The organism is Mesorhizobium sp. P2_E10 (genome assembly GCF_056404235.1).
Genome location: NZ_JBFUEK010000012.1, coordinates 15,946 through 40,488, shown reverse-complemented (window position 1 = coordinate 40,488; position 24,543 = coordinate 15,946). Strand labels below are relative to the sequence as shown.

Below are 24,543 nucleotides of genomic sequence, written 5' to 3'. Positions count from 1 at the left end.
GGCGCGTCGATGATCGATCAATCCACCAGCCGCGCCTGGAAGAGCTTTGCCTGGGCGGTGCTGCTGGTTGCCGTGGTGGTGGCGCTCACGCCTTACGTCTGGATGGTGCTGGCCTCGTTCAAGAACCGCGTCGACCTGTTGTCGTCGGTGCCGAAGTGGATTTTTTCGCCGACGCTCTCCAACTACCCGGCCGTCTTTATCGACAAGGAATACTGGCCGCTGGCGATCAACTCGGTGCTGATCTCGGTGTCATCGACCGTGCTCTGCATCCTCATCGGCGCGCCCGCCGCCTATGGCTTTGCCCGTTCCGACTTTCCCGGCAAGGAAGACCTGTTCTTCTTCTTCCTGACCACGCGCATGGCGCCGCCGATCTCGATCGCCGTGCCGCTGTTCCTGTTCTTCACCTCGCTTGGCCTGATCGACACCATCTACGCGGTGGTGATCGCCCACACCTCCTTCAATCTCTCGCTGGTCGTCTGGATGATGCGCGGCTTCTTCGCCGAAATCCCCAAGGAGATCGACGAAGCCGCGATGATGGATGGCCGCTCGCGCTTGGGCGCTTTCTTCTTCGTCGTCGCACCGCTGGCCGCACCCGGCATTGGCGCCACGGCGGTACTCTGCTTCATCCTGTCCTGGAACGAGTTCCTCTATGCCTTCATCCTCGTCGCCTTCGACGGCCGGCCGCTCACCGTCGGCATACCGGGACTGGTGACGCCGCATGGCACGCTCTGGGGTCAGGTCGCGGCGGTCGCCATCGTGGCGACGCTGCCGATCGTCCTCTTCACCTTCCTTGTCCAGAAACAGCTCGTGCGCGGCCTCACCTTCGGCGCGGTCAAAGGCTGATCTCAGGAGTTCGCATGGCAATCGTTTTCGACGGCGTCACCAAGGCCTTCCCGGACGGGACGGTGGCGCTGCAGGCGCTCGACCTCGCGTTCGAGCCGGGCGAGTTCCTCGTCCTGCTCGGCCCTTCGGGGTCCGGCAAGACGACGGCCTGCCGGCTGCTCGCCGGCCTCGAACGTCCGACAGCCGGCCGCATCATGGTCGAGGGCCGTGATGTCACCGACCTGCCGCCGCGCCTGCGCGGCATGGGCATGGTGTTCCAGAACTACGCGCTCTACAGCCACAAGAGCGTCTACGAGAACATCGCCTATCCCTTGCGCATCCGGAAGATGCCGGCCGCCGAGCTCGACCGCAGTGTGCGCGCCATGGCTGAGCTGCTCGAAATCACCCGTTATCTCGACCGTCGCCCGTCGCAACTGTCAGGCGGACAGGCGCAGCGCGTTGCCGTTGCCCGTGCGCTGGTCTGGCAGCCCAGCCTCTGCCTGATGGACGAACCGCTTTCCAACCTCGATGCGTTGCTACGCCTTCACATGCGCACCGAACTGAAGCGGCTGCATCGTGAGTTGAAGAAGACCTTCGTCTTCGTCACCCACGACCAGGAAGAGGCGATGACTTTGGCGACAAGGGTCGCGGTGCTGCGCGAAGGCGCGCTGATCCAGTTCGACGATCCGCGCGAAATCTATCGCCGGCCCGCCAATCGCTTCATCGCCGAATTCATCGGCCGCCCGGCGATGAACACCTTTGACGGCCATGTGCGTGGCGGCATCTTTCACGCCGACGGTTTTTCCTGCCCCTTGCCCGGCCGGCCGGATGGTCCGATCACCCTCGGCATTCGTCCGGAGCAGATCCAGCTCGTCGATGCCACCGCCGGCGATGCGATCAGCTTCGCCGTCGATGTCGTCGAACTGGTCGAACCGGATGTGCTGATCTTCGCCAGGAGCAAGGCCGACGCCCTGATCGTCAGGACCGTCAACGACGATCGCGCCTACGATCCCGGCCAGACGCTGCATCTGCGCTTTCCCGCAGCGGCGCTGCATGTCTTCGACGCAGCATCGGGAGCACGGCTGCCGTGAGCACGCTGCTTGCGTTTGTCCCACTGGTCGCGGCAGCGTTCGTCTGGTGGCAGTTCCACCGCTTCAACAATTCGAGGCGCTGGTTCTCGACCGGCGAGCTGATCTTCTGGGACGCCATCGCGCTGGTCATCCTGCAACTCGTCTGGCTGATCTGGTTCTAATGCATGTCGCCCAAAAGTGCGCAGCGGTTTTGGGACAACGACACGCATAAAGACAAAGACACAGCCGTTTCGTCAGTAGCCCAGCGCGCAACCGTCCTTGCGCGGATCGGAGGCGCCGGTGAGCGTGCCCTTGTCCCAGTCGATCAGCACCAGTTGACCACAGCCATGCGGCTCTTCCGCAATCGATACCTGATGGCCCCGCTGGCGCAAGCCGGCGATCGCCTCGGCCGGAATACCACGCTCCGCCAGCACTGCGTTCTCTTTGTAAAACACCCTTGGTGCATCGAGTGCCTGCTGCGGATCCATGCCGAAATCGAACATGTTGGTGAGCAAGTGAACATGGCCGAACGGCTGGTAGCCGCCGCCCATCACCCCGAACGGCATCACCGCCCGGCCATTTTGCGTCACCATGCCCGGCATGATGGTGTGCATGGGACGTTTTCCCGGCGCGATGCGGTTCGGATGGTCCGCTGCGAGCTGGAAGCTCTTGCCGCGATTCTGCAGCACCACTCCGGTCTTCGGCCCCACCACGCCGCTACCGAACGAGCCGTAAGTCGAGTTGATGAAGCTGACCGCGTTCCGATCGCGATCGACCACGGAGATGTAGACGGTGTCGCTCGGCTGCAGCTCGAGCCGCGGCAAATGCGTCATGGCGCGGGCCGGATCGATGGCGGCGCGCAGCCGGTCGGCATGGGAGCTGGACAGTAACTGTTCCACAGCGACGTGGACGAAATTCTGATCGCCTATGAAATTGTCGCGGTCCTGATAGGCGAGCCGGCCGGCCTCGATCTCGAGATGCAGCCGCTCGGCGCCGTTCGGCTCCAGCGAACCGAGCGCAAAGCCGGAAAGCACATTGAGCATGATCAGCGCCGTCATGCCCTGATTGTTCGGCGGCATCTGATGGATGTCGTAGCCTTGGTAGGATGTAGCGACGGGCCTTACATAGTCGCCCTTCGTCGCCGCAAAATCCTCAAGCGCATGCAGCCCGCCGAGGGCACGCAGACGCTCCACCATGTCGGCGGCGACCGCGCCTTCATAGAAACCGGCGCGGCCCTGCCTCGAGACGATACGCAAGGTTTCCGCCAGCTCCGGTTGTCGATGCAGGTCACCGGCCTGCGGCGCCCGTCCGTTCGGCAGGAAGATGCGCGCGGCATGCTCGTTGGCGGCGAGCAGGGCGACCTCGTCAGCCCAATCGAAGGCGACGCGGTCGTGAACGACATAGCCCTGTTCGGCATAGCGTATGGCGGGCGCCAGCGCTGCGTCGATGCCCTTGTTGCCGTGATCGTCAAGCAGCCGGCACCAGGCGTCGATGGCGCCCGGCACGGTGACCGCATGCGGGCCGGACTCGGGCAACCCGTCATACCCCTTGTCCAGATACCACTCGGCTGTCGCGGCTGCGGGTGAACGCCCTGAGCCGTTGAAGGCGAGGACATCGCCCTCGCCCTTAGGACTGTAGAGAACAAAACAGTCGCCGCCAATGCCGGTCGATTGCGGCTCGACGACCGCTTGCACCGCCGCCGCGCACACGGCCGCATCCATCGCGTTGCCGCCGGACCGCAGCATGTCGACCGCAGCCAGCGTCGCCAGCGGATGCGAAGTCGCAGCCATCGCTTCCGTCGTGCGCACCGGCGACCGTCCGGGGAATTGAAAATCACGCATGCAATCGCCTCCGATGGTCCCCGCCCGCCAACAGTAACGTCAATGCTTGATACGGTCGCGCATCGCGTACCACAGCATGCCGAGCACATAGAGCGGACCGCGCAGCGCCGTGCCGCCGGGGAACGGCATCGGGGTCAGCGTCGAGAACAGATCGAGGCGTGACGAATCGCCGGTGATCGCTTCGGCGAGCAGCTTGCCCGACAGCGTCGACAGGATGCCGCCCTTGCCGGAATAGCCATGCGCGAAATAGACCTCGCCATAGTGCCCAACATGCGGCAGCCGCGACGTCGTCACCGAAACCAGCCCACCCCAGGCGTGGTCGATGCGACAGCCCTTCAGTTGCGGAAATGTGGCTTCCATATGCGGCCGCACGAAGCCGGCAATGTCGGCCGGCGGCGACGGCGTGTAGCGCTCGCCGCCACCGAACAGCAACCGTCCGTCTGCCGACATGCGGTAGTAGTTGACGACGAAACGCGTGTCGGACACCGCGACATTGGCCGGGATGACATTGCGCTTGCCCTCCAGCGGCTCGGTGGCGACGATGTAGTTGCCGACCGGCATGATGCGGCTGTTGACGCGCGGCTCCAGCCCATGCAGCAGCGCATCGCCGGCCAACACGACATGTTTGGCCCGCACCGCCCCCTTCGCCGTCGAGACCCGGATCGGCGGCTCGCGCTCCAGCTTCATCGCCACCGAATTCTCATGAATAACGACGCCGGCGGCCACGGCGGCACGGGCAAGACCGAGCGTGTAGTTCAGCGGATGCATGTGGCCACCAAGCGGCTCATACATGGCCCCGTGGTAAGGCGTGTCGACCTTGGCCCGCGCGTCCGCCGCCGACAGGATCTCGACATCGCGAAACTTCATCACGCTCTGAAGGCATTTCGCCTCTTCTTCGAGATCCCTAAGATCGGAGCCGTTGACCGCGCCGACCAGATGGCCGGTCAGTCTCAGGTCGCAATCGATGGCGTGGCGCTCGATGATGTCGAGCACCAGGCCGCGCGCCTCGAAGGCGAGGTCGAACAGCGCCTTCGCCCGCTCGGGGCCGTAGAGCTTGACCAGCCCCTTGGCGCCCTTGCGCAGGCCGGGAATCATCTGGCCGCCATTGCGGCCCGACGCCCCCCAGCCGATCTTGCCGCCTTCGAGCAGCACCACCTTCAGGCCGCGCTCGGCGGCATGAAGGGCGGCGGACAGGCCGGTGCAGCCGCCGCCGACCACCACCAGGTCGGCCTCGACATCGCCTGCCAGCGACGGATGATCCGGCGCCGGATTGGCGGTGGCGACATAATAGGAGTTGCCGATATCGAGACCGGAATTGAAACCCGTTGAGCTGGAGGCCATGATCACACCTTCAGCAACAAATGGTCGCGTTCCCAGCTCGTCACCACGCTCTGGAACAGGTCGAGTTCAACGCTCTTGACGCGCAGATAGGTCTGGTAGAAATCCTCGCCGAGCAATGCCCGCACTGGCTCGCAAGCGGTGAATCGGTCGAGCGCCTCCTCCATGGTTTTCGGCAGCGTGCTTTTGATCTTGTAGGCATTGCCCGATGCTTCCACCGAGCGCGCCAGTTTCTGCTCGACGCCGAGATAGCCGGCGAGCAGCGAGCCGGCGATCGCCAGATAGGGATTGCAATCCGCACCCGGCAAGCGGTTCTCCACCCGTCTTGCGGCACGCCCGCCGGCCGGCACGCGCAGGCCGCAGGAACGGTTGTCATGCGACCATTCGATGTTGGCCGGCGCGCTGTGGTTCGGCCGGATGCGGCGGAACGAATTCACGTTCGGCGCAAACAGCGGCATGATCTCAGGCACGTACTTCTGCAGGCCGCCGATGAAATGGTCGAACATTTCGGTGTCGGCATCATCAGCGCTGGCAAACAGCGCCGCGCCGGTCTTCTCATCGACGACGGACATGTGCAAATGCATCGAGCTTCCCGCCTGCGCGGCGATCGGCTTGGCCATGAAGGTGGCATGCATGCCGCTCTGTTGTGCGGCCTGGCGCGTCAGCCGCTTGAACAGCAGCACCTGGTCGGCTAGCGACACCGCATCGCCATGGAGCAGATTGATCTCCAACTGCGCGGTGCCCGATTCATGGATCAGCGTGTCAAGCGGCAGGCCGGCGGCCGCGGCATAGTCATAGACGCGCCGGATCACCGGCTCGAATTCTTCCAGCGCCACCATGTCATAGGGATGCTGTGAGCCTTCGGCGCGGCCATTGGCGCCGACCGGCGCGGTCAGCGGCTGGTCTGGATTGGGATTGGGCGCGGTCAGATAGAATTCCACCTCCGGCGCCACCACCGCCCGCCAGCTGCGCTGGCGATAGAGATCGAGTACGGCGCGGAGCACATGACGCGGCGAGGCCATCCATGGCCTGCCGTCCATGTGGAAGGCGTCTGCGAAGACGTACGCTTTGCCAACACCGCCGCCCGGCGCCAGGCACAGCGTCGAGACGTCGGGCACCATGCGCATATCCGGATCCTGATAGGCAAAGCCTTCATCGATCGAGCCGGAATAGCGGCCATCAATGCTGACCAGGAAAGCGCTGCTCGGCAGATAAAGCGCGCGGTCTTCCAGCGCCTTGAGAAACTTCGCCGTCGGCAGCGCCTTGCCGCGCAGCACGCCGTTCATGTCTGGCACCAGGCACTCGACTTCGGTGATGCCGTGCTGAGCGAGCCAGCTCTTGGGATCGTTGCCGGTGAAGAGAGTGGTGTTGGTATTTTTGTCCTGCATTTTGGTTCACGTACCTACGAGAGAGAGTATGGCTTGCGCGGCCACATCCGTTCCAGGGGTCAGCGCCATCCGGGCTGCATTCTCCCTGAGGCGGGCGCGCATGACATCGTCGGCCAGCAGACCGAGAATGGCTCTCTCCAATCCCCCTTCGGTCCAGGCATCGCGGCCGATATGGTCGCCGACGCCCGTCTCTCCCGCGCGTTGCGCATTGTCATGTCCGTCCCAGCAATAGGGCATGATCAGCGACGGCACGCCGAAGCGCAGCGCCTCGCAAAAGCTGTTGTTGCCGCCGTGATGGATGAACAGGTCAGACTTCGCCACCACAGAAGGTTGCGGAAACCAGGCGTCGAGATAGACATTGTCCGGCACCGCGCGATAGGCGTCGCGCAGTCCGCCGGCATTGACGATGAAGCGCGCCGGCATCCTGTCGAAGACGGCCAGCATGCGCTCGATCAGACCGACATCCATGGCGCCAAGGCTGCCGAAGCTGACATAGACCAGCGGCCCGCCATTGCGCGGAAACACCGGCACCTCGAACGGCCCCTCCGAGCGCACGCAGCCTTCGAGATAAATGAAGCGTTCGGGGTCGAGCGGCTCGGCACGCTCGCGCCGTACGATCGCCGGCGTCAGCAGCAGGTTGAGATCGGGTGACGTCTCGAGAAAAAGGCCTTTGGGCAGCGGCGCCAGGCCGGAATCCGCGCGAAAACGGTTGAAGCGGTCATGTGCCGGCGCCGAGGCCGACAGATAGCGCGCCTCGAACGCCTCGCGCTGCGGGTCGTCGGCAGCCATCCCGGAGAGGTAAGGTGGCACCTCGGCATCCGGCAGCTCTGTCTCGGCGCAGGAGACGACACGCACCCACGGGCAACCGGCGGCAGCAATCGCCGGGAACATGATGACATTGTCGAGCACCACGGCATCCGGCTTCAGACGCGCCAGCAATTGGCGCAGGGGCGCCTCGGCATTGACCGCCGTGTCGACGATCGCTTGCCAGGTCGGCGCGACATAGGTTTCGAGCTGGTCGATCGGGCTCAGCCGGAAATGCGGCAGATGCCGGCGCACGAACGCCTGCCAGTAGCTCTGGCGGTCACTGTCGCTTAGCGGCTCGTCGGTCGGCAGCTGGTATTCCTGGAAACCATAGTCGGCAAAGACGCCGGAGAAACCGGCATGGCAGATGAAGACGGGCCGGGCGCCCCGTGCGCGCAATGCCTGTGCGATACCGACGCAATTCAACGCGGCGCCGAAACTGGCTTCGGGAAACAGCGCGATGGTCGGGCTGGCTTTACGCGTCAATTATTCCTCTTCAGTCCGGCCGGCTGATCATGCCGAACAGTGCGGGAGCTCCGCGGCTGGCCGCTTGCGGTCGCTGGTTGCGGGAGAGCCGCAGGTGGATGCGAAGCAGATCGGCAGCCACCTCATACTGCCGGCTTTCAAGATAGTCGAGTATGCCTAAGTGTTCGCGCAGCGATTGCCGCAGCCGGAAGACGTTGACGCCGGCATAGATGCCAGGCAACCGGCGCAGGCGGAGATGATCGGCCAGCGCATCCGACACAAAGCGGTTGGCGCAGCCTTCGGCGATCATGCCGTGGAAATCCATGTCCAGCCGCTGGAACTCGCGCGTGTCGAAGCTTGCGTCCGGCAACGCCGACAGTACCTCCATGCCCTGGCGCAACGCTGCCGCCCGCGCACCGTCCAGCCGGAAGCCAGGCGCCAGGATCGCAGCCGGCTCCAGCAGCAGGCGGAATTCATAGCTCTCGCCTTGCGCCTCCGGATCGTCCGGCGCGCGCCGGAACAGCCAGGACTGGCCGGGCGCACGATCAAGCAGATTCTCGTCAGTCAGTTTGTTAAGCGCTTTTAGTACCGTCTTGCGATCAGCATCGTACCGCCGCATCAGCCCGGCGACGGTCACCGTCTGGTCCAGCCGGCGCGCCGAGCGGTCGCGCAGGATCGCTTCCGCGAGTTCGTCTTCCTCGGCACTCGGGAGCTCGGCGGCGATCGCCGGCTGCGCGGCGAGATCGACCGCCAGGTGATAACCCGTGTCGGCCTCCCAGCGCACCACGCCCTGCCCGGCAAGCAGGCTGAGTGCGGCGCGCACCGGCGTGCGCGAGACATTACAGAGCGAGGCGATCTGCTGTTCGGGCAGGCGCGCGCCGGGCTCAAAACCGCGCTGGCGCGCGACATCGAGGATGCGCTGCGCCAGATCGAGATGGTTGGTGCGAGGTCGTCGGGCTGCGGCTTGCATGACTGGTCTCGGCGGACGGAAGTGACTGCATTTGGTTTGACCGATCGCCGAACGGACGCAATCGGCCAGATTCCTCGGTCGGTTGGCAAATTATGGATTGACGTACTTTTTTCTGCAATAGTACTGTCAGCACAATCGGCGAGAAAAGACCGAGGGAACAGGATCGAGCCAGCGGCACGGGTCGCCGGCCTTGGTTCGGCGATGAATTCGACGATCAAACCGAATGGGAGTCTGCCATGACCGCTACCAGCCTGCGGCGCCGTGCGCTCAATATATCTTCAATCGCTCTCGGCCTTGCTCTGGCGCTGTCGGCGCCGGCTGCCGCCGCCGACCTCGTCATCTCCAACTGGGACGGCTACATGGCGCCCGACGCCATGGCCGCCTTCAAGACCGCGACCGGCATCTCCGGCGAAGTGGTGGTGCACGCCACCAATGAAGAGATTATGGGCAAGCTGATTGCCGCCGGCGGCAAGGGCTATGACGTGGTTTTCGTCTCCTCGCCCTTCGCCGAAGTGTTGAACAAGCTCGGTCTGACCGAGCCGGTCGATCACGCCAAGATCCCCAACCTCGCCAACCTCTATCCCGAGGCGACCAAGCTGCCGCACGATGTCGGCAACGCTTTCTCGGTTCCCTACACCTGGGGCACGACGGGCCTCTGCTACCGCTCGGACCTGGTCAAGACGGCGCCGACCAGCTGGAGCGACTTGCTCGCGCCTTCCGATGAGCTGAAGGGCAAGACCACCATGCTGGCGACCGACCGCTGGTTGCTGGCCGCCGGCCAGCTCGACAAGGGCTATTCGGTCAACGAGACCGATCCGGCCAAGATGGCCGAGGTCAAGGACCTGCTGATCTCCGCCAAGAAGACCTTGCTCGCCTATGACGACACCACCTTCTATTCGAAGCTGGTGTCAGGCGAAGCGTTGATGGTGCAGGCCTGGGACGGCTGGTGCAACTACGGCATCGCCGACAAGCCCGAGATCAAATATGTGATTCCGAAGGAAGGCTCGGACCTGTGGGTCGACACGATGGTGGTGATGAAGGCTTCCGAGCACAAGGACGCCGCCTTCCAGTTCATCAACTTCATGCTCGACGCCAAGAACCACGCCTGGGCTGCGCAGAACATCGACTACAAGGTGCCGAACAAGCCGGCGATGGAAAGCCTGCCGGCCGATTTCCTGGCCAAGTTCCCCAACATGGCGATGCCGGTGGCCGACCTCGTCAAGTTCGAACAATTGCGTGACGTCGGCGAAGCCCAGCGCGACTATTCCAAGATCGTCAGCGAGATCAAGGCCGCGCAGTAAGCCGCGGCAAATCAGAGATCACAACCGACGGCGGATTTCCGCCGTCGGCTGCTGAATGCGGTGCCCCAATCGTGTCCTCAACCAGACTTCGCTCCTCCTTGCTGATGGCGCCGGCACTGGCCTGGCTGACCGCCTTGATGGTGGTGCCATGCGCGCTGGTGCTGGCGCTCGCCTTCTTCCGGCGCGGCATCTATGGCGGCATCGAATACACCTTCACGCTGGAGAATTTCGGGCTGGTCTTCGACCCGCTCTATGCCGGCATCTTCTTGAACTCGGCGCGCATTGCCGGCACCGCAACCCTGATCGCGGTGGTGATCGGTTACGCCGCGGCTTATGCCATCGCGGCTGCGCCCCGCCGGCTGCAGCCGGTGTTCCTGTTCTTCGCCGTGCTGCCCTTCTGGTCCAACTATCTGATCCGCACCTATGCCTGGATCGTGCTGCTCAACCGCGAGGGCCTGATCACCCAGCTCTTGCGCTGGTTTGGCTACACCGGCGAGCCGCCGTCGATGCTCTATACCGAAGGCGCTGTCATCGCCGGCCTCGTCTACAACTATCTGCCCTTCGTCATCCTCGCCTGCTACGCGCCGCTGTCGCGGCTGAATCCCGAGCTTGCCGAAGCCTCGCGCGACCTAGGCGCCTCGGCCACAACCACATTTCGCCGTGTCATCCTGCCACTCACCGTGCCCGGCATCGCCGCCGGCGCGGTCTTCGTCTTCGTGCTGTCGATCGGCAATTTCGTCACCCCGGCGCTGCTCGGCGGCGGCCGCTTCCAGATGATCGGCAACCTCGTCTACGACCAGTTCCTGACCGCCAATGACTGGCCCTTCGGCGCCGCACTCGCCATGGCGCTGATCGCCATCATGCTGCTGGTGCTGATGGCGCAGGCGCTGGCCGCCAATCGCGCCTCGGGCCAAACCGCGCAAGCCGGGGGCGACGCCGATGGCTGAGCGCTCCCCCGCTACGCGGCGCACGCTCTGGCTGGTGCTCGGCCTCGTCTTCGCCTTCCTCTACATCCCGATCGCCGTGCTGGTGGCGCTGTCGTTCAACGAGGGCGGGCTGCCGACCGCATGGTCCGGGTTTTCGCTGAAATGGTATGTCTCGCTCGCCGGCAATTCCGCGATCCTCTCCGCTGCACTGAACACGCTGATCGTGGCGCTGGTCTCGACCGCCATCGCCACCTTGCTCGGCACGCTGCTGGCGATCGGCGTCGAGATGCGCCGGCAGTACGGCAAAGGACTGGAAGCACTGATCTTCGCGCCGATGATCATTCCCGACATCGTGCTGGCGATCGCGCTGCTCTCGTTCTTCTCGATGCTCAACATCACCATGGGCCTGCACACCATCATCCTCGCGCATGTCGTCTTCAACCTCGCCTTCGTCTGCTCGGTGGTGCGCGCGCGGCTGAAGAGTTTCGACTGGTCGATCGTCGAGGCCTCCGCCGATCTCGGCGCCTCCGCCATCACCACCTTTAGGCGCGTCACCTTGCCGGTCATCCTGCCGGCGGTGATCGCCGGCGCGCTGCTCGCCTTCACGCTGTCGGTCGACGAGTTCATCATCGCTTTCTTCACCGCCGGCGCCGGGCGCACCTCGACCACGCTGCCGATGCAGATCTACGCGATGATCCGCTTCGGCATCACGCCGGAGATCAACGCGCTGGCGACCATCGTCATGGCTGTCTCGATCACCGCGCTGACCCTGTCGCAGCGGCTCAACCGTGGGATCATCGGCCAATGAGCGAACCGCGTACGCTGCTGGCCATCGATCATGTGTCGAAGAATTTCGGCCGCGTCACCGCGGTCGACGGCATTTCGCTCGACATCCGCGAGAACGAGTTCTTCGCGCTGCTCGGTCCGTCCGGCTGCGGCAAGACCACGCTGTTGCGCATGCTGGCCGGCTTCGAGACGCCCAATGACGGGCGCATCCTGCTCGATGGCAGGGACATCGCGAAAATCCCGCCCAACAAGCGGCCGGTCAATCTGATGTTCCAATCCTACGCGCTGTTTCCGCATATGAGCGTCAGGGCCAATGTGTCCTACGGCCTCGAAATGGAGCGCTTGCCGACCAGCGAAATCCGCTCCCGTGTCGACGCCATCCTGGCGACCACCGAACTCGTCGCCTTCGCCGATCGCAAGCCGGAGCAATTGTCGGGCGGCCAGAAGCAGCGCGTTGCGCTCGCCCGGGCCTTGGTCAAGCGGCCGCGGCTGCTGCTGCTCGACGAGCCGCTCGGCGCGCTCGACAAGAAACTACGCGGCGCCATGCAGCTTGAGTTGAAGCGCCTGCAGCACGAGGTCGGCATCACCTTCGTCATCGTCACCCATGACCAGGAGGAGTCGCTCGTCATGGCCGACCGCATGGCGGTGTTGAAAGACGGCAGACTGCTGCAATGCGATACGCCACACGCGATCTACGAACATCCGGCAGACCGTTTCGTTGCCGACTTCATCGGCGTGATGAATTTTGTTCCGGGCAAGGCCACGGCTGACGGCGTGGTGGCGGCCAACGGTGCACGGATCGCTGGCAAACTTCCCGCCACGCTTTCGCCGGGCGCTGCTGCGGTCGCGTCGGTGCGGCCCGAACGTATCCGGCTGTTTCCGTCAGCTGAGACAGTCAACCGTGTTGCCGGCACCGTTGAGGCGCTCGCCTACCACGGGCTCGACCTGCAACTGCATGTCCGCACCGCTTTGTCGCCAAAACCATTCCTGGTGCGCGTCACCGCTGACGCCGCCGACCGCCGGCCGGTTTCATCAGGCGACGCTGTCGAACTCGGCTGGGACGCCGCCGACGTCAGAATTTTCGCAGAGTGATTGAAGGAGAGCTTGATGGCGCAGAAGACGATCGCGTTTTTCCCCGAAGCGGCCTTTGGCCCGGCGCTCAATTCCGTCGGCATCGCCCAGGCGGTCGAGGCGCGCGGCCACAGGGCGGTGTTCCTGTCCGATCCCGGCTTCGTCGATGTCTACAAGGGTTACGGCTTCGAGGCCCATCCGGTGAACCTGTCCGAGCCGATGCCGCCCGAACAGATGGCCAAGTTCTGGGAAGACTTCATCAACGGCCACATCCCGAATTTCCGCAAATCGCCCTACGACCAGGTCGACAACTACGTCAAGGATTGCTGGACGGCGATCGTCGACAGCGCCAAATGGGCGCAGAAGGATCTGCCGCGGGTTCTCAACGCCATCAAGCCAGACGTGATCTGCGTCGACAACGTCATCCTGTTTCCGGCGATCAAGCAGTATGGCAAACCCTGGGTGCGCGTCATCTCCTGCTCGGAAAACGAGATCGAGGACGAGGATATCCCGCCGCATCTGTCCGGCTGCGGCGAGAACGACCATGCCGGACACCAGCGCTACCGCGATCATTTCAACGCCGTGATCAAGCCGATCCATGACGACTTCAACGCGTTCCTCAACGCCAACAACGAGGCGCCCTATCCGATCGGCCAGTTCTTCGAGGCTTCGCCCTACCTGAACCTGCTGCTTTATCCAGAGGCAGCAAAATTCAAGCGCCGCCATCCGCTCGATCCGGCAAAATTCCAGTATCTGGAAGGCTGCGTGCGGCAGGAGAAGCCCTACACTGTGCCGACTTTTGCTGAGAATAATGACGGGCCGCTGCTCTATGTCTCCTTCGGCAGCTTAGGGGCCGGCGATGTCGAGCTGTTGAAGCGCATCATCACGACGCTCGGCAAGACCCGCTACCGCGCACTGGTCAATGTCGGCGGCTACAAGGACCAGTACACCGACGTGCCCGGCAACGTCATCGTCGACAGCTGGTTCCCGCAGCCCTCGGTCATCCCGCAGGTCGATGCGGTGATCCACCATGGCGGCAACAACTCGTTCACCGAGTGCCTCTATTTCGGCAAGCCGGCCATCATCATGCCCTATGTCTGGGATGGCCACGATAACGCCACGCGCGTCGAGGAAACCGGCCACGGCTTCGGCATGCCGCGCTACGACTGGACCGATGCCGAGCTGGTCGCAAAGCTGGAAGCTTGCCTGACCGACCCGAGAATGAAGGCGAAGCTGGGGAAGACCTCGGCGCAGATGCAATCGCAGAATGGACCGGAGAAAGCCGCCTGCCTGCTGGAGAAGCTGCTGTGACCTCCTCCGTGCCACACCTCTACCAAGCCTCCACCCGCACCGACCTCGTCGACTGGGGCGCGCAGCCGGATGCGCTGGAAGGCGCTTCGCACTCGACCGGCAGGCTGGTGCACAAGGGGCCGAACAACCAGCCGGAATCCGGTATCTGGGTCTGCACCCCCGGCCGCTGGCGGCTGGCGATCCCGCGCGACGAATTATGCCATTTCGTCGCCGGCCGTGCGACCTACCGATCTGATGTCGGCGAGGTGATAGAAGTCGCCGCGCAAACCGTGGTCATGTTCCCGGCCGGTTGGGTGGGCGAATGCACCGTCCACGAGACCATCCGCAACATCTACATGCTGGCCTGATCACTGGAGTTCCAAAACATGCCGACACCTTATTGGCCGAACGCCGCCTATGTAGCGCTGGACGACTGGGGCGCAAGTTCGTCGCCGCTCGCCGGTTCGCCACATGCATCGGGCAAGATCCTGTCCCAGAATCCGGACGGATCGAGCGAGTGCGGCCTCTGGTCATGCACGCCGGGCACGCGCCACATCATCTTCGCCGCCGATGAGTTCTGTCATTTCCTGTCCGGGCGCGGCAGCTACGTCCATGACAACGGCGAACAGATCCCGGTCGAGGCCGGCACGCTGGTGTTCTTCCCAGCCGGCTGGACCGGCATCTCCGTCATCACCGAAACGCTGACCAAGGCCTTCATGTGCCGGTGAGCACCCAGGAACAGTTTCAAGGAATATCCGGATGACCACCACGCCAATCATGAAATCGCCGCTCACCATCACCGAACTTGTCGACTGGGGCATCATCCCCACCATGATCGAAGGCGAATCCCGCACCTCCGGCAAGCTGCTGCACAAGGGGCCGGAGGGCCGTTCCGAATGCGGTCTATGGGTCTGCACGCCGGGCAAATGGCATTGTCACGTCACCCGCGACGAGTTCTGCCATTTTCTCGAGGGCCGCTGCACCTACGTCCACGAATCCGGCGAGGTGATCGAGATCGAACCGGACACGGCAGCGTTCTTCCCACAGGGCTGGAAGGGCATCTGCACCGTCCATGAGACCATCAAGAAGGTCTACATGATCCGCTGAGCGGGCTTGAAAGGACGACCATGGATTTCTCCGCTGACCGGCCGACATTCTTCGTCAATCCGGACTGCCGGCCGATGACCGGCTCGAACAAGCCGGTGATCGATCCGGCGACGCTGGAAACGGTTGGTGCCATCGCTGCGGCAACAGACGGCGAGATCGATGCCGTGCTGACCGCGGCGACTACGGCGCAAGCGGCGTGGAAAAGGCTCGACGCCAAGAGCCGCGCCAAACATCTGCATGCCGTCGCCAATGCCATCGAAGCCGCCGACTTCACCCGCTGTGCCGAGCTGATGGTCCGCGAGATGGGCAAGCCCTATCCGGAAGCCATCGGCGAGATCGCCAATTGTGCACCGATCTTCCGCTACTATGCCGAAATGGCGCGCGACGATGCCGGCAAGATTGCCGGCACGACGCAGGCCGGTTCGTTCCAGTACGCGCGCTACGAGCCCTACGGCACCTCCGTCCACATCATGCCCTACAACTTCCCGATCCTCTTGATGTGCTGGACCGTCGCCGCTTCGCTTGCCGCCGGCAACGCCTGCATTGTCAAGCCGGCCGAGGCGACGACGCTGTCCACGCTCGACTACATGACCGTGTTCCGCTCGCTGCCCGAAGGGCTGGTCTCCTGCCTGCCCGGCGGCGCGGCGACCGCACAGGCGCTGATCGCCTCGGAACGCACCCACGCGGTCGCCTTCACCGGATCGGTCGCGGCCGGCAAGGCGGTCGCCGTCGCCTGCGCTGAGCGCATGAAGCCATGCGTCATCGAGGCCGGCGGCAGCGATCCCATGATCATTTCCGCGCACGCCCCGCTCGAAGTCGCGGCGGCCGGCAGCGTCACCGCCGCGTTCCACCTCACCGGCCAGGTCTGCACCTCAGCCGAACGGTTTTTTGTGGTCGATGCCGTTCATGACCGCTTCGTCGAGCTATTCGCCGAAAGGACGCTCGCGCTGCGGATCGGCAACGGGCTGGACAAATCCGAGATCGGACCGCTGGTCAGCGAGGCGGCGCGGGCGAAGGTCATGCGGCTGGTGGACGACGCGGTCGCGCACGGCGCAAAGGCGGTCACCGGCGGGCGCATTCCACCGGCGCACACTATCGGCTGGTTCTACGAGCCGACGATCCTGACCGGCGTCACCCCCGATATGGCGATCGTGCGCGAAGAGTGTTTTGGGCCGGTCGCCGCGATCTGCCGGGTGAAAGATTTCGACGAGGCGATCAGGCTCGCCAATGACAGCCCGTTCGGGCTCGGCGCCTCGGTCTTCACCACCGATCTTGCCGAGGCGCATGAGGCGGCCGAACGGCTCGAGGCCGGCATGGTCTGGATCAACAACCCGCTGATCGACAATGACGCCTTGCCGTTCGGCGGCTGGAAGGCCTCAGGCCTCGGCCGCGAGCTCGGTCGCCAGGGGCTCGATGCTTTCCGCCGCTCGAAGATGGTGATCATCGACCACAAGCCTGAGATCCAGGGTTGGTGGTATCCCTATCCCGACAGCTGGTTCCGCGAAGCCGGCGGCCGCAAGCATGTTTGAGGCAACGCGGCCAGAAGCAACAGCTCAGCCGATGCTTTCGCCGCCGTCGATCACCAAGGCCTGGCCGGTCATGAAGGACGAGCGGTCGGAGACGAGGAACAGGATCGCTTCGGCAATTTCCTCGGCGCTCGCCCAGCGCCCCATGGGGATCTTGGTTCGCACATAGCGCTCGATCGCCTCGCGCCCGCCCATCTGGGCGATGAACGGCTCGTTGAACGGCGTGTCGACCCAGCCCGGACAGAGCGCATTGACGCGGACATTGTGCCGGGCATAGTCGAGCGACATCTGCCTAGTCATCGCCACCACGGCATGCTTCGACGTCGCGTAGGCGATCATCTCGCGGTCGTAGAACACCCCTGAATTGGAAGCGGTGTTGAGAATGACGCCGCCGCCCTGTGCGACCATCGACGGCATGACAACCCTCGCCGCCAGAAACTGCGCCCGCACATTGATCCGCCAGGAGGCATCCATGCCGTCGATGCCGACCTCGGTCAGCGTGCCGCCGACCTGGATGCCGGCGTGATTGTGCAGGATGTCGATGCGTCCATGGCTGCCGAGCGTTCCCGCGATAAGCTGCTCGACCGCTGCGTCCTCGCCGACATCGGTCGCCACCGCCTCGGCCCTGCCGCCGGCAGCGCGGATGTCGCAGGCTGTTGCTTCACCGGCAGCCTGATCCCGGTCGGCGATCACCACCACCGCCCCTTCTCTGCCCATGATCATGGCGCCGGCGCGCCCGATGCCCGACCCGGCGCCCGTCACCACGGCGATGCGATCTCTCAGAATCATGATGTCGTCTTTCAGTGCGATGGTTTTCGTTGGCGCAATTGCCATTGGGCAAGCACCACGAGCAGGATTGAGGCGACCAGCACGATCGTCGCGATGGCGTTGATCTCCGGCGTCACCCCGCGCCGGATCGAGGCAAAGACATAGATCGGCAAGGTCGTCTGCGCGCCGGCAACGAAGAAGGCGACGATGAAATCGTCGAACGAAAATGTGAAGGCGAGTAGGAAACCGGCGATCACCGCCGGCATGATCTGAGGCAGCACGATCGAGCGGAACGTCGTCAGCGGCGTGGCGTAGAGATCGCTCGACGCCTCGACCAGATTGCGGTCGAGGCTACCGAGACGGGTGCCGACGATCATCGCCACCAATGCCATCGAAAACAGCCCATGCGCGGCGATGATCGAGCCATAGCCAAGTGCCAGGCGCGGCGGCTGGTCGTTTGGCCACAGCGAAGCGAGAAACGGATTGACGACGGCAAACAGCTGGACGAGCGCGACCAGCGTCGAGATGCCGATGACGACGCCCGGAACGACGATTGCCGCACCGAGCAGCGCGTCGAAGACAGCCCGCGTCCGCACGCTGACGCGCTGCAGGCCGAGTGCTGCCGCGGTGCCGCACAGTGCTGCCAGCAAGGCGCTGGTGGTGGCGATGAACAGGCTGTTCTTCAGCGCTTCGACCAGGAACGGATTCGCCAGCGCCTTGCCATACCACTGCACTGAAAAGCCGGTGAACTCGCTGGCGTGGTGGCCGGCGTTGAAGGAGAACAGCACGACAAGCGCGATCGGCAGATAGAGGAAGGCAAACACCGCAACGACGAAGGCGCGCATCAGATCAGATCCACCCGGCGCGCGCCCGACAGTCGGGTCGAGATGCGATTGGCGGCAATCAGCACCACCACCGAAACCAGAACCAGCGTGATGGCGATGGCCGAGCCGAACGGCCAGTTGCGCGACTGCAGGAACAAATCGACCAACGCATTGCCGATGAAGAACACCTTGCCGCCGCCAAGCAGCGTCGGGATCAGATACTCGCCGAGCAGCAGGATCATCACCAGCGAGAAGCCGGTCATCACGCCGGGCAGCGATAGCCTGAGCGTCACGCCGAGGAATGTCGAGATGGGCGTCGCGCCAAGATCGGCGGAAGCCTCCAGCAGCCGGCGGTCGAGCCGCTCGAGGCTGACATAGATCGGCAGGATCATCAGCGGCAGATAGCCGTAGACGATCCCGAGCAGCACCGCGCCCGGCGTGTTGATCAGCCTGACATCCTCGAACCCGACATAGGCCAGCAGCGCCGGGATGCCGCGCCCACCCAGCACATACATCCAGGCATAGGTCCGCATCAGAAGGCTGGTCCAGAACGGGATGACGACGAGCGCGAGCAGGATCAGCCGCCACCGCTCCGGCGCGCGCAGAGCGAGGTAATAGGCAACGGGATAGGCGACGAGGAGGCAGGCCAGCGCGCCTATTGGCGCCAGCACCATGGTGTTCCAGAAGGCGGTCGCCCGCGCCGGCAGATTGGCATATTGCGCTAAAGTGAAGGCGGCCTGGTAGCCGCCTTCCGGCGCCCGCTCGCCGACGCTAAAGACGGCGATGGCGACGAACGGCAACACCAGGAACACCACCAGCCACGCGGCTGCCGGACCGAGCAGCAAGGCGGTCACAAGATTTCTACGAAAAAGGCTGCCGTGCATGGAGAACTGTTCCCGGTTCCGGCGGACATATGCCCGCCGGTCAATTTTCTGCGGGACCGGCCGCTCAAGCCGACTTGAAGCGGGCCATCAGTTCGGCGCGACCCGGATCGGTCAGCGTCGCCGCCGCGCCAAATTCCAGCGGCTTCAACAGCTCCGCCGCGGGGTAGAGAATCGGGTTGTCCAGCACCTCCTTGGGCAGCAGCGCATTGACCCGCGCATCGGTCGACGGCGCACCATTGGCGAGGTGCTCCTTGACCGCAACTTTCGGTTTCATCAGGTAGTTGAGCAGCGCGTAGCCGGCCGGCTTGTTCGGCGCATCCTTGGGGATGGCGTAGAAGTCGGTCCAGATCTCGCCGCCTTCCTTGCCAAGCACATAGGCGATCTCGGGGATGTCGCGATTGAGCTGCGCCCCGTCATTGGTCCAGCACATCGTCATCCAGGCGTCGCCGGCGCGCATCGACGGCTGATAGTCGCTGGAAACCGCGAACAGATGCGGCTTGACCTTGAGCAGCAATTCCTCGGCCTTGGCGAGTTCGTCCGGCTTCAGCGAGTTGAACGAGAAGCCGAAATATTTCAGCGCATTGCCGATGGTGGTGAGCTGGTAGTCATGCACCATGGTGCGGCCATCGCCTTCGGCCATGGCCGTGTCCCAGAACTCCTTCCAGCTCGTCATCGGCTTGGTCAGCTTCTTGGTGTTGACGGAAAAACCTGTCGTGCCCCAGTTCTTCGGCACCGCATAGATCACGCCGTCGATGGTGCCTTCCGAGGTGAAGCGCGGGTCTTCCTGCGTGCCGTCGAAATTTGCCAGCTTGGCCATGTCGAGCGGTTCGATGATGGCGAGCTTCTTGTAGGTCGAGATCGTGTAGTTGGTCGGCACGAACAGGCTCCAGCCCGAAGCGCCGGCCTGCAGCTTGGCCAGCATCTCCTCGTTCGAGCCGAAGACGTTGACTTCGACCGCCACGCCGGTCTCGGCCTTGAAGCTCTCGAACGTCGCCGGGTCGTGGTAGTTGGGCCAAGTGGCGATCGACATGCGGTCGCCAAGGCTTTCCGCGGCGTAGGCCGGTGTCGGCATGATGCCGAGTTCGCGTGCCATCACCGCCGTTGCAACGCCAAGGCCGGTAAGGCCCAGGAACTCGCGGCGGCCGATCGAGCCGCGCTTCAGGCGCATTAATTGATCGACGAATTTTTCAGGGCTTATCGGCAGTCCGTCACGATATGATTTCGACATGTCTGTTTTCCCTCTGGTTGGTCCCGTTGTTCTTGGGGTCCGGAAACGCCAGCGGCGTCCCAGTGGCAAAGCCGATGGCGACGGGTTCACCCGGCTTGAAGAGATTGCCGTGGCCGATCACATGGTCGGCCTTGGCGAGCAGCGTTCCCATGCCCTCGACTTCGATCGCGTACTCCGCGGTCGAGCCGAGAAAAATCCGGTTGCGGACAATGCCCTTCAACCGGCCGCTTGCCGCGGCGCCGAGGCTGAGCGATTCCGGACGCAGGCTGACCGAAACGGCTTCGCCCTGGCGCAGCGGCGTCCGCTTGCGCGCCGCGATGACGGTGCCGTCGGTCAGCACCACCTCGACAAGGTCGCCCGAGAACCCGGCCACCGTGCCGCTCAACAGATTGGTCTTGCCGACGAAATCGGCAACGAAAAGATCGGCGGGCTCGTCATAGATCTCGCTTGGCTGTCCGAGCTGGACGATGCGGCCGCTATTCATGACGCAGACGAAATCGCTCATCGACAGCGCTTCTTCCTGGTCGTGGGTGACAAGGACGAAGGTAATGCCGAGTTCGCGCTGCAGGTTCTGCAGTTCGATCTGCATGTCGGTGCGCAGCTTCTTGTCGAGCGCCGCCAGCGGCTCGTCGAGCAACAGCACCGCCGGCTTGTTGACCAGCGCACGCGCCAGCGCGACACGCTGCTGCTGGCCGCCGGAAAGCTCATGGATCTTGCGGCGGCCATACCCGGCAAGCCGTACCATCGCCAGCGCTTCGCCTGCCCTTGAGGAGATCTCGCGGGCCGGCAGCCGCGGCCGGGCCTGGCGCAGGCCGTATGCGATGTTGTCCTCGACATCGAGATGCGGAAACAGCGCATATTGCTGGAACACCATGTTGACCGGCCGCCGATAGGGCGGCGTGCCGGCCATGTCCTGGCCACGGATGAACACCGCGCCTTCGGTTGGCTGTTCGAAGCCGCCGATCATGCGCAGGCAGGTCGTCTTGCCGCAGCCGGAGGGGCCGAGCAGCGCGACAAAGGCCGACGGCGGAATGGCGAGATCGATGCCACTGACCGCCGTCACGCTGCCGTAGCGCTTGGTCACGCCGCGAAACTCGATGTCGGGCACTGCGGTCAAGGCTGCGGGCTCCAGCGACAAGGCAATCTCGAAACGCTATCAGAGCCAATGGCGGCTGGTATATACCTCGCAGGTGGTATATTTGATCTATTTTCGCGTTTAAGGGGGTATAGGCTGAGCGCGTCCCGCAGCGACGACTACAACGACCTCGCCGCAGTCATCGCCGCGACACGCGAGACGAGCGGTGACCTTTTCGGCAAGGCGTTGGTCGGCTGGCTGCGGCAGCACGTCGGGTTCGATCACTGCGTGGTCTTCGGCTATCGCGGCGCGGTGCGCCCGCCCCTGCTGTTCGAGACCTTTTCGCAGGCCGAGAGTCACATCTTCGTCGCGCTCTATCAGGAAGGGCCCTATCTGCTCGACCCGTTCCACCATGCGGCGGTCGAGCGCAAGGAAGGCTTCTGGCGCATGCGCGAACTGGCGCCGGACCGCTTCTATGCCAGCGAATATTATCGCTCCTATTACAGCCAGACCAGGCTGGCCGAGGAGGTCGGCTTTTTCGTCCCGCTGGCGGGCAAGGATGCGCTGGTGCTGTCGCTGATGCGGTTGCGCGCGTCCGGGCCGTTCGGAACCGCCGATGCCAGGCTGCTGCGCGACATGGCGCCGGCGGTGATCAACTTTGCCAGGCTGCGCTGGCCGGGTTTGCCAACGGACGAGGCGGCAACGGCGCCACGCGGCGAAACGGTAGCCGCCGTCAACGAGTTCGACCGGGCCCACATCTGGAAAAGCCTTTCGCTGACCTCGCGCGAAAAGCAGGTCGTCGATCTGGTGCTGCAGGGGCACTCCACGGAATCAATCGCCCGGGCAATGCGGATCGTGCCGGGAACGGTGAAGGTCCACCGTCGCAACATCTACCGCAAGCTCAAGATCAAGTCGCAGGCCGGTCTTTTCGCCCGCTTCGTCGAGATCATAGACGCGCAGGCGCGATAGAATCCGGATGCATCGGGTCGACACTGGCAAAAACGGCGCTCGCCTCACTGACGATCGAAACGTGATCCCTGGCGGCTTTGCCGGCGGCAGTGCCGTCACCACGCATGATCGCGGTGACGATCGCGTCATGCTCCTTCCAGGATTTGGCCAGGCGGCCGGGCAGCATGAACTGCGCACGGCGGAAGGGCGCCAGGCGGCTGCGTGTCATCACCGTCATTTCGTAGATATGCGTGTTGTGGGCGCCGCGATAAAGCCGGCTGTGGAACTCGGTGTTGAAGTATTCATAGTCCTCCTCGGCGCCCAGCTGCACCAGCCGCGCCGAGCCCTGATGTTCGATCTCGAGCGTGCGCCGCTCGCCGCCGGTCATCCGCTCGGCGGAGAAGCGAGCACAGATCGCTTCCAGTTCGGCCATGCTTTCGAACATCGAGGCGAGGTGCTCCTGCGTCACCACGGCGACGATGGCGCCCCGGTTGGGCCGTCTTTCGACCAAGCCCATGGCGCTGAGATGACCAAGCGCCTCGCGCACCGGCGTGCGTGAGACGTCGAAGCGGGCGGCGAGCGAAGCCTCGTCGAGCTTTTCGCCGGGGCGCAGGAAGCCGGTGACGATGCGGTCGCCGATCGCCCTCACCATCTGATCGACGGTCGTGCCCGACCTGATCAAGCTGCGCTTTCCCGACACATCTCCTCCGTCCAGTCTTTTTGCAGGGTTGGCTCGCGGGCCAGTCCCGACTCGGGTCGCCTCAGTCTATGCCTTAATTTTAATCTACATGTCAAACTGGCTATTTTCAAGGCAAAAAGTGTATGCAATTGCCTTTCGCTTGTGCAGTCACCATCCGAGTTTTCACTGATTTTGTTGGATAAATTAGGATTTTGGAACTGGCACGCTGATTGCATGCACTTTCCTGACAAGGCGTTAACCGACCCGGAAAAGGGTCCTACAGGGGAGCATAAGAGATGACCGACAGATTCATGCTTAGCCGCCGCCAGCTGCTCAAGACCTCCGCCGCCGGAGCAGCCCTTGGTCTTGCCTCGGCAGCCTTTCCCATCAACAGGGCCTTCGCCGCGGCCGCCACCGTCGGCTTCATCTATGTCGGGCCGAAGGACGACTACGGCTACAACCAGGCGCATGCCGAGGGTGCGGCGGCGCTGAAGGGCATCGAGGGCATCTCCATCGTCGAGGAGGAGAACGTCCCCGAGACGGTCGACGTCCAGAAGACTATGGAATCGATGATCAACCTCGATGGCGCCTCGCTGATTTTCCCGACCTCCTTCGGCTATTTCGATCCGCACATGCTGGCCATGTGCGCGAAATTCCCCGACGTGCAGTTCCGCCATTGCGGCGGCATGTGGAACAAGGACAAGCATCCGATGAATGCCGGCTCCTATTTCGGCTATATCGGCATGGGCCAGTATCTCAATGGCGTCGTCGCCGGCCACACCTCGAAGACCAAGAAGCTCGGCTTCGTCGCCGCCAAACCGATCCCGCAGGTGCTGCTCAACATCAACTCCTTCCTGCTTGGCGCGCGCTCGGTCGACCCGACCATCACGTGCCAGGTGATCTTCACCGGCGAATGGTCGCTGGCGGTCAAGGAGGCGGAAGCCACCAACGCGCTGGTCGATCAGGGCGCCGACGTCATCACTTGTCATGTCGACAGCCCGAAAGTGGTGGTCGAGACGGCGGCCGGACGGGGCGCCTTCATCTGCGGCTATCACGCCAACCAGAGCCCGCTGGCGCCGGAAAAATACCTGACCGGCGCGGAATGGAACTGGGCCAAGGTCTACAAGATGTTCGTCGACGACCTCGTCGCCGGCACGCCGCTGCCCAATTTCACCCGCGGTGGCCTCGCCGACGGCTTCGTCAAGATGAGCCCGCTCGGCCCTGCCGTGAGCGAGGCGGCCCACAAGCAGTTCGACGCCACGCTGGCCGAAATGATGAAGGGTGGGTTCTCCGTCATCAAGGGTCCGTTGAAGAGCAACAAGGGCATTGTCGTCGCCACCGAAGGCCAGGCCTTCGTCGAGACCGCTATCGAGCTCGAAAGCATGGACTATCTCGTCGAGGGCGTCGTCGGTTCGACCGCCTGAAGCTGAAC

Annotated in this window: 25 protein-coding genes; 14 read left to right on the top strand and 11 right to left on the bottom strand. The window is 63.8% G+C overall.

Annotation, left to right across the window (positions count from 1 at the left end; translation table 11 throughout):
- The first annotated feature begins 9 nt into the window (after positions 1-9).
- From AC1D0N_RS24935 to AC1D0N_RS24925, 3 genes are read left to right on the top strand one after another with little or no spacing between them, the layout of a single operon-like run.
- Positions 10-843, top strand: a complete 834-nt coding sequence (locus tag AC1D0N_RS24935) for a carbohydrate ABC transporter permease (protein ID WP_477248631.1) — start codon at positions 10-12, stop codon at positions 841-843.
- Between the two features lie 14 nt (positions 844-857).
- On the top strand, positions 858-1,913 hold the full coding sequence (locus AC1D0N_RS24930; RefSeq protein ID WP_477248630.1) for an ABC transporter ATP-binding protein: 1,056 nt from the start codon (positions 858-860) through the stop codon (positions 1,911-1,913).
- Entirely contained in the window at positions 1,910-2,074 is a 165-nt protein-coding gene (locus AC1D0N_RS24925; protein WP_477248629.1) for a hypothetical protein, read from the top strand. Before AC1D0N_RS24930 ends, AC1D0N_RS24925 begins: the two co-directional genes overlap by 4 nt.
- A gap of 72 nt (positions 2,075-2,146) precedes the next feature.
- Here AC1D0N_RS24925 and ggt read toward each other — a convergent pair whose 3' ends face one another.
- From ggt to AC1D0N_RS24900, 5 genes are read right to left on the bottom strand one after another with little or no spacing between them, the layout of a single operon-like run.
- On the bottom strand, positions 2,147-3,733 hold the full coding sequence (gene ggt / locus AC1D0N_RS24920; protein WP_477248628.1) for a gamma-glutamyltransferase: 1,587 nt from the start codon (positions 3,731-3,733) through the stop codon (positions 2,147-2,149).
- A 39-nt stretch (positions 3,734-3,772) separates the two neighbouring features.
- Positions 3,773-5,074: an NAD(P)/FAD-dependent oxidoreductase gene (locus tag AC1D0N_RS24915; RefSeq protein WP_477248627.1), complete on the bottom strand. Its 1,302-nt coding sequence runs from the start codon at positions 5,072-5,074 to the stop codon at positions 3,773-3,775.
- Between the two features lie 2 nt (positions 5,075-5,076).
- Positions 5,077-6,459: a glutamine synthetase family protein gene (locus AC1D0N_RS24910; protein ID WP_477248626.1), complete on the bottom strand. Its 1,383-nt coding sequence runs from the start codon at positions 6,457-6,459 to the stop codon at positions 5,077-5,079.
- Positions 6,460-6,465: 6 nt separating this feature from the next.
- Positions 6,466-7,749: a glycosyltransferase gene (locus AC1D0N_RS24905; RefSeq protein WP_477248625.1), complete on the bottom strand. Its 1,284-nt coding sequence runs from the start codon at positions 7,747-7,749 to the stop codon at positions 6,466-6,468.
- A gap of 10 nt (positions 7,750-7,759) precedes the next feature.
- On the bottom strand, positions 7,760-8,698 hold the full coding sequence (locus tag AC1D0N_RS24900; RefSeq protein ID WP_436261473.1) for a GntR family transcriptional regulator: 939 nt from the start codon (positions 8,696-8,698) through the stop codon (positions 7,760-7,762).
- 236 nt (positions 8,699-8,934) lie between these two features.
- On the opposite strand from AC1D0N_RS24900, the gene AC1D0N_RS24895 reads away from it, so the two are divergent.
- The 9 genes from AC1D0N_RS24895 (at position 8,935) to AC1D0N_RS24855 (ending at position 16,708) form a co-directional block, all read left to right on the top strand.
- On the top strand, positions 8,935-9,999 hold the full coding sequence (locus tag AC1D0N_RS24895) for a polyamine ABC transporter substrate-binding protein (RefSeq protein WP_477248624.1): 1,065 nt from the start codon (positions 8,935-8,937) through the stop codon (positions 9,997-9,999).
- A gap of 104 nt (positions 10,000-10,103) precedes the next feature.
- A complete protein-coding gene (locus AC1D0N_RS24890) occupies positions 10,104-10,946 on the top strand; it encodes an ABC transporter permease (RefSeq protein WP_477248716.1) in 843 nt (280 codons plus the stop codon).
- On the top strand, positions 10,939-11,733 hold the full coding sequence (locus AC1D0N_RS24885) for an ABC transporter permease (RefSeq protein WP_477248623.1): 795 nt from the start codon (positions 10,939-10,941) through the stop codon (positions 11,731-11,733). The genes AC1D0N_RS24890 and AC1D0N_RS24885 overlap by 8 nt, the downstream gene beginning before the upstream one ends.
- Positions 11,730-12,803, top strand: a complete 1,074-nt coding sequence (locus AC1D0N_RS24880) for an ABC transporter ATP-binding protein (protein WP_477248622.1) — start codon at positions 11,730-11,732, stop codon at positions 12,801-12,803. Before AC1D0N_RS24885 ends, AC1D0N_RS24880 begins: the two co-directional genes overlap by 4 nt.
- A 15-nt stretch (positions 12,804-12,818) precedes the next feature.
- Complete coding sequence (locus tag AC1D0N_RS24875; RefSeq protein WP_477248621.1) at positions 12,819-14,093, top strand: glycosyltransferase; 1,275 nt, start codon at positions 12,819-12,821, stop codon at positions 14,091-14,093.
- A complete protein-coding gene (locus AC1D0N_RS24870) occupies positions 14,090-14,440 on the top strand; it encodes a cupin domain-containing protein (RefSeq protein WP_477248620.1) in 351 nt (116 codons plus the stop codon). Before AC1D0N_RS24875 ends, AC1D0N_RS24870 begins: the two co-directional genes overlap by 4 nt.
- An 18-nt stretch (positions 14,441-14,458) precedes the next feature.
- Positions 14,459-14,800, top strand: coding sequence for a cupin domain-containing protein (locus AC1D0N_RS24865; protein ID WP_477248619.1), 342 nt, complete (start codon positions 14,459-14,461; stop codon positions 14,798-14,800).
- Between the two features lie 31 nt (positions 14,801-14,831).
- Positions 14,832-15,179: a cupin domain-containing protein gene (locus AC1D0N_RS24860; protein ID WP_477248618.1), complete on the top strand. Its 348-nt coding sequence runs from the start codon at positions 14,832-14,834 to the stop codon at positions 15,177-15,179.
- Positions 15,180-15,199: 20 nt separating this feature from the next.
- Positions 15,200-16,708 (top strand): aldehyde dehydrogenase family protein, encoded by a 1,509-nt coding sequence (locus AC1D0N_RS24855; protein ID WP_477248617.1) that lies wholly within the window; start codon positions 15,200-15,202, stop codon positions 16,706-16,708.
- A gap of 24 nt (positions 16,709-16,732) precedes the next feature.
- On the opposite strand, the gene AC1D0N_RS24850 is transcribed toward AC1D0N_RS24855, so the two are convergent.
- The 5 genes from AC1D0N_RS24850 to AC1D0N_RS24830 form a co-directional block, all read right to left on the bottom strand.
- Complete coding sequence (locus tag AC1D0N_RS24850; protein WP_477248616.1) at positions 16,733-17,494, bottom strand: SDR family NAD(P)-dependent oxidoreductase; 762 nt, start codon at positions 17,492-17,494, stop codon at positions 16,733-16,735.
- A gap of 11 nt (positions 17,495-17,505) precedes the next feature.
- Entirely contained in the window at positions 17,506-18,318 is an 813-nt protein-coding gene (locus AC1D0N_RS24845; RefSeq protein WP_477248615.1) for an ABC transporter permease, read from the bottom strand.
- Positions 18,318-19,181 carry an ABC transporter permease gene (locus AC1D0N_RS24840; RefSeq protein WP_477248614.1) on the bottom strand — a complete coding sequence of 288 codons (864 nt, stop codon included), beginning with the start codon at positions 19,179-19,181 and terminating at the stop codon, positions 18,318-18,320. The genes AC1D0N_RS24845 and AC1D0N_RS24840 overlap by 1 nt, the downstream gene beginning before the upstream one ends.
- A 64-nt stretch (positions 19,182-19,245) precedes the next feature.
- On the bottom strand, positions 19,246-20,409 hold the full coding sequence (locus AC1D0N_RS24835; protein WP_477248613.1) for an ABC transporter substrate-binding protein: 1,164 nt from the start codon (positions 20,407-20,409) through the stop codon (positions 19,246-19,248).
- Complete coding sequence (locus tag AC1D0N_RS24830; RefSeq protein ID WP_477248612.1) at positions 20,390-21,526, bottom strand: ABC transporter ATP-binding protein; 1,137 nt, start codon at positions 21,524-21,526, stop codon at positions 20,390-20,392. The genes AC1D0N_RS24835 and AC1D0N_RS24830 overlap by 20 nt, the downstream gene beginning before the upstream one ends.
- A 48-nt stretch (positions 21,527-21,574) precedes the next feature.
- Between AC1D0N_RS24830 and AC1D0N_RS24825 the strand changes: the two genes are divergently transcribed.
- The gene (locus tag AC1D0N_RS24825) at positions 21,575-22,453 is read left to right on the top strand and encodes a response regulator transcription factor (protein ID WP_477248611.1); all 879 of its coding nucleotides are present in this window, start codon (positions 21,575-21,577) and stop codon (positions 22,451-22,453) included.
- Here the strand turns inward: AC1D0N_RS24825 and AC1D0N_RS24820 are convergent.
- Positions 22,431-23,114, bottom strand: a complete 684-nt coding sequence (locus AC1D0N_RS24820) for a GntR family transcriptional regulator (protein ID WP_477248610.1) — start codon at positions 23,112-23,114, stop codon at positions 22,431-22,433. The two genes, AC1D0N_RS24825 and AC1D0N_RS24820, sit on opposite strands and share 23 nt — an antisense overlap.
- 293 nt (positions 23,115-23,407) lie before the next feature.
- Between AC1D0N_RS24820 and AC1D0N_RS24815 the strand changes: the two genes are divergently transcribed.
- On the top strand, positions 23,408-24,535 hold the full coding sequence (locus tag AC1D0N_RS24815; protein ID WP_477248609.1) for a BMP family ABC transporter substrate-binding protein: 1,128 nt from the start codon (positions 23,408-23,410) through the stop codon (positions 24,533-24,535).
- Positions 24,536-24,543: the final 8 nt, after the last annotated feature.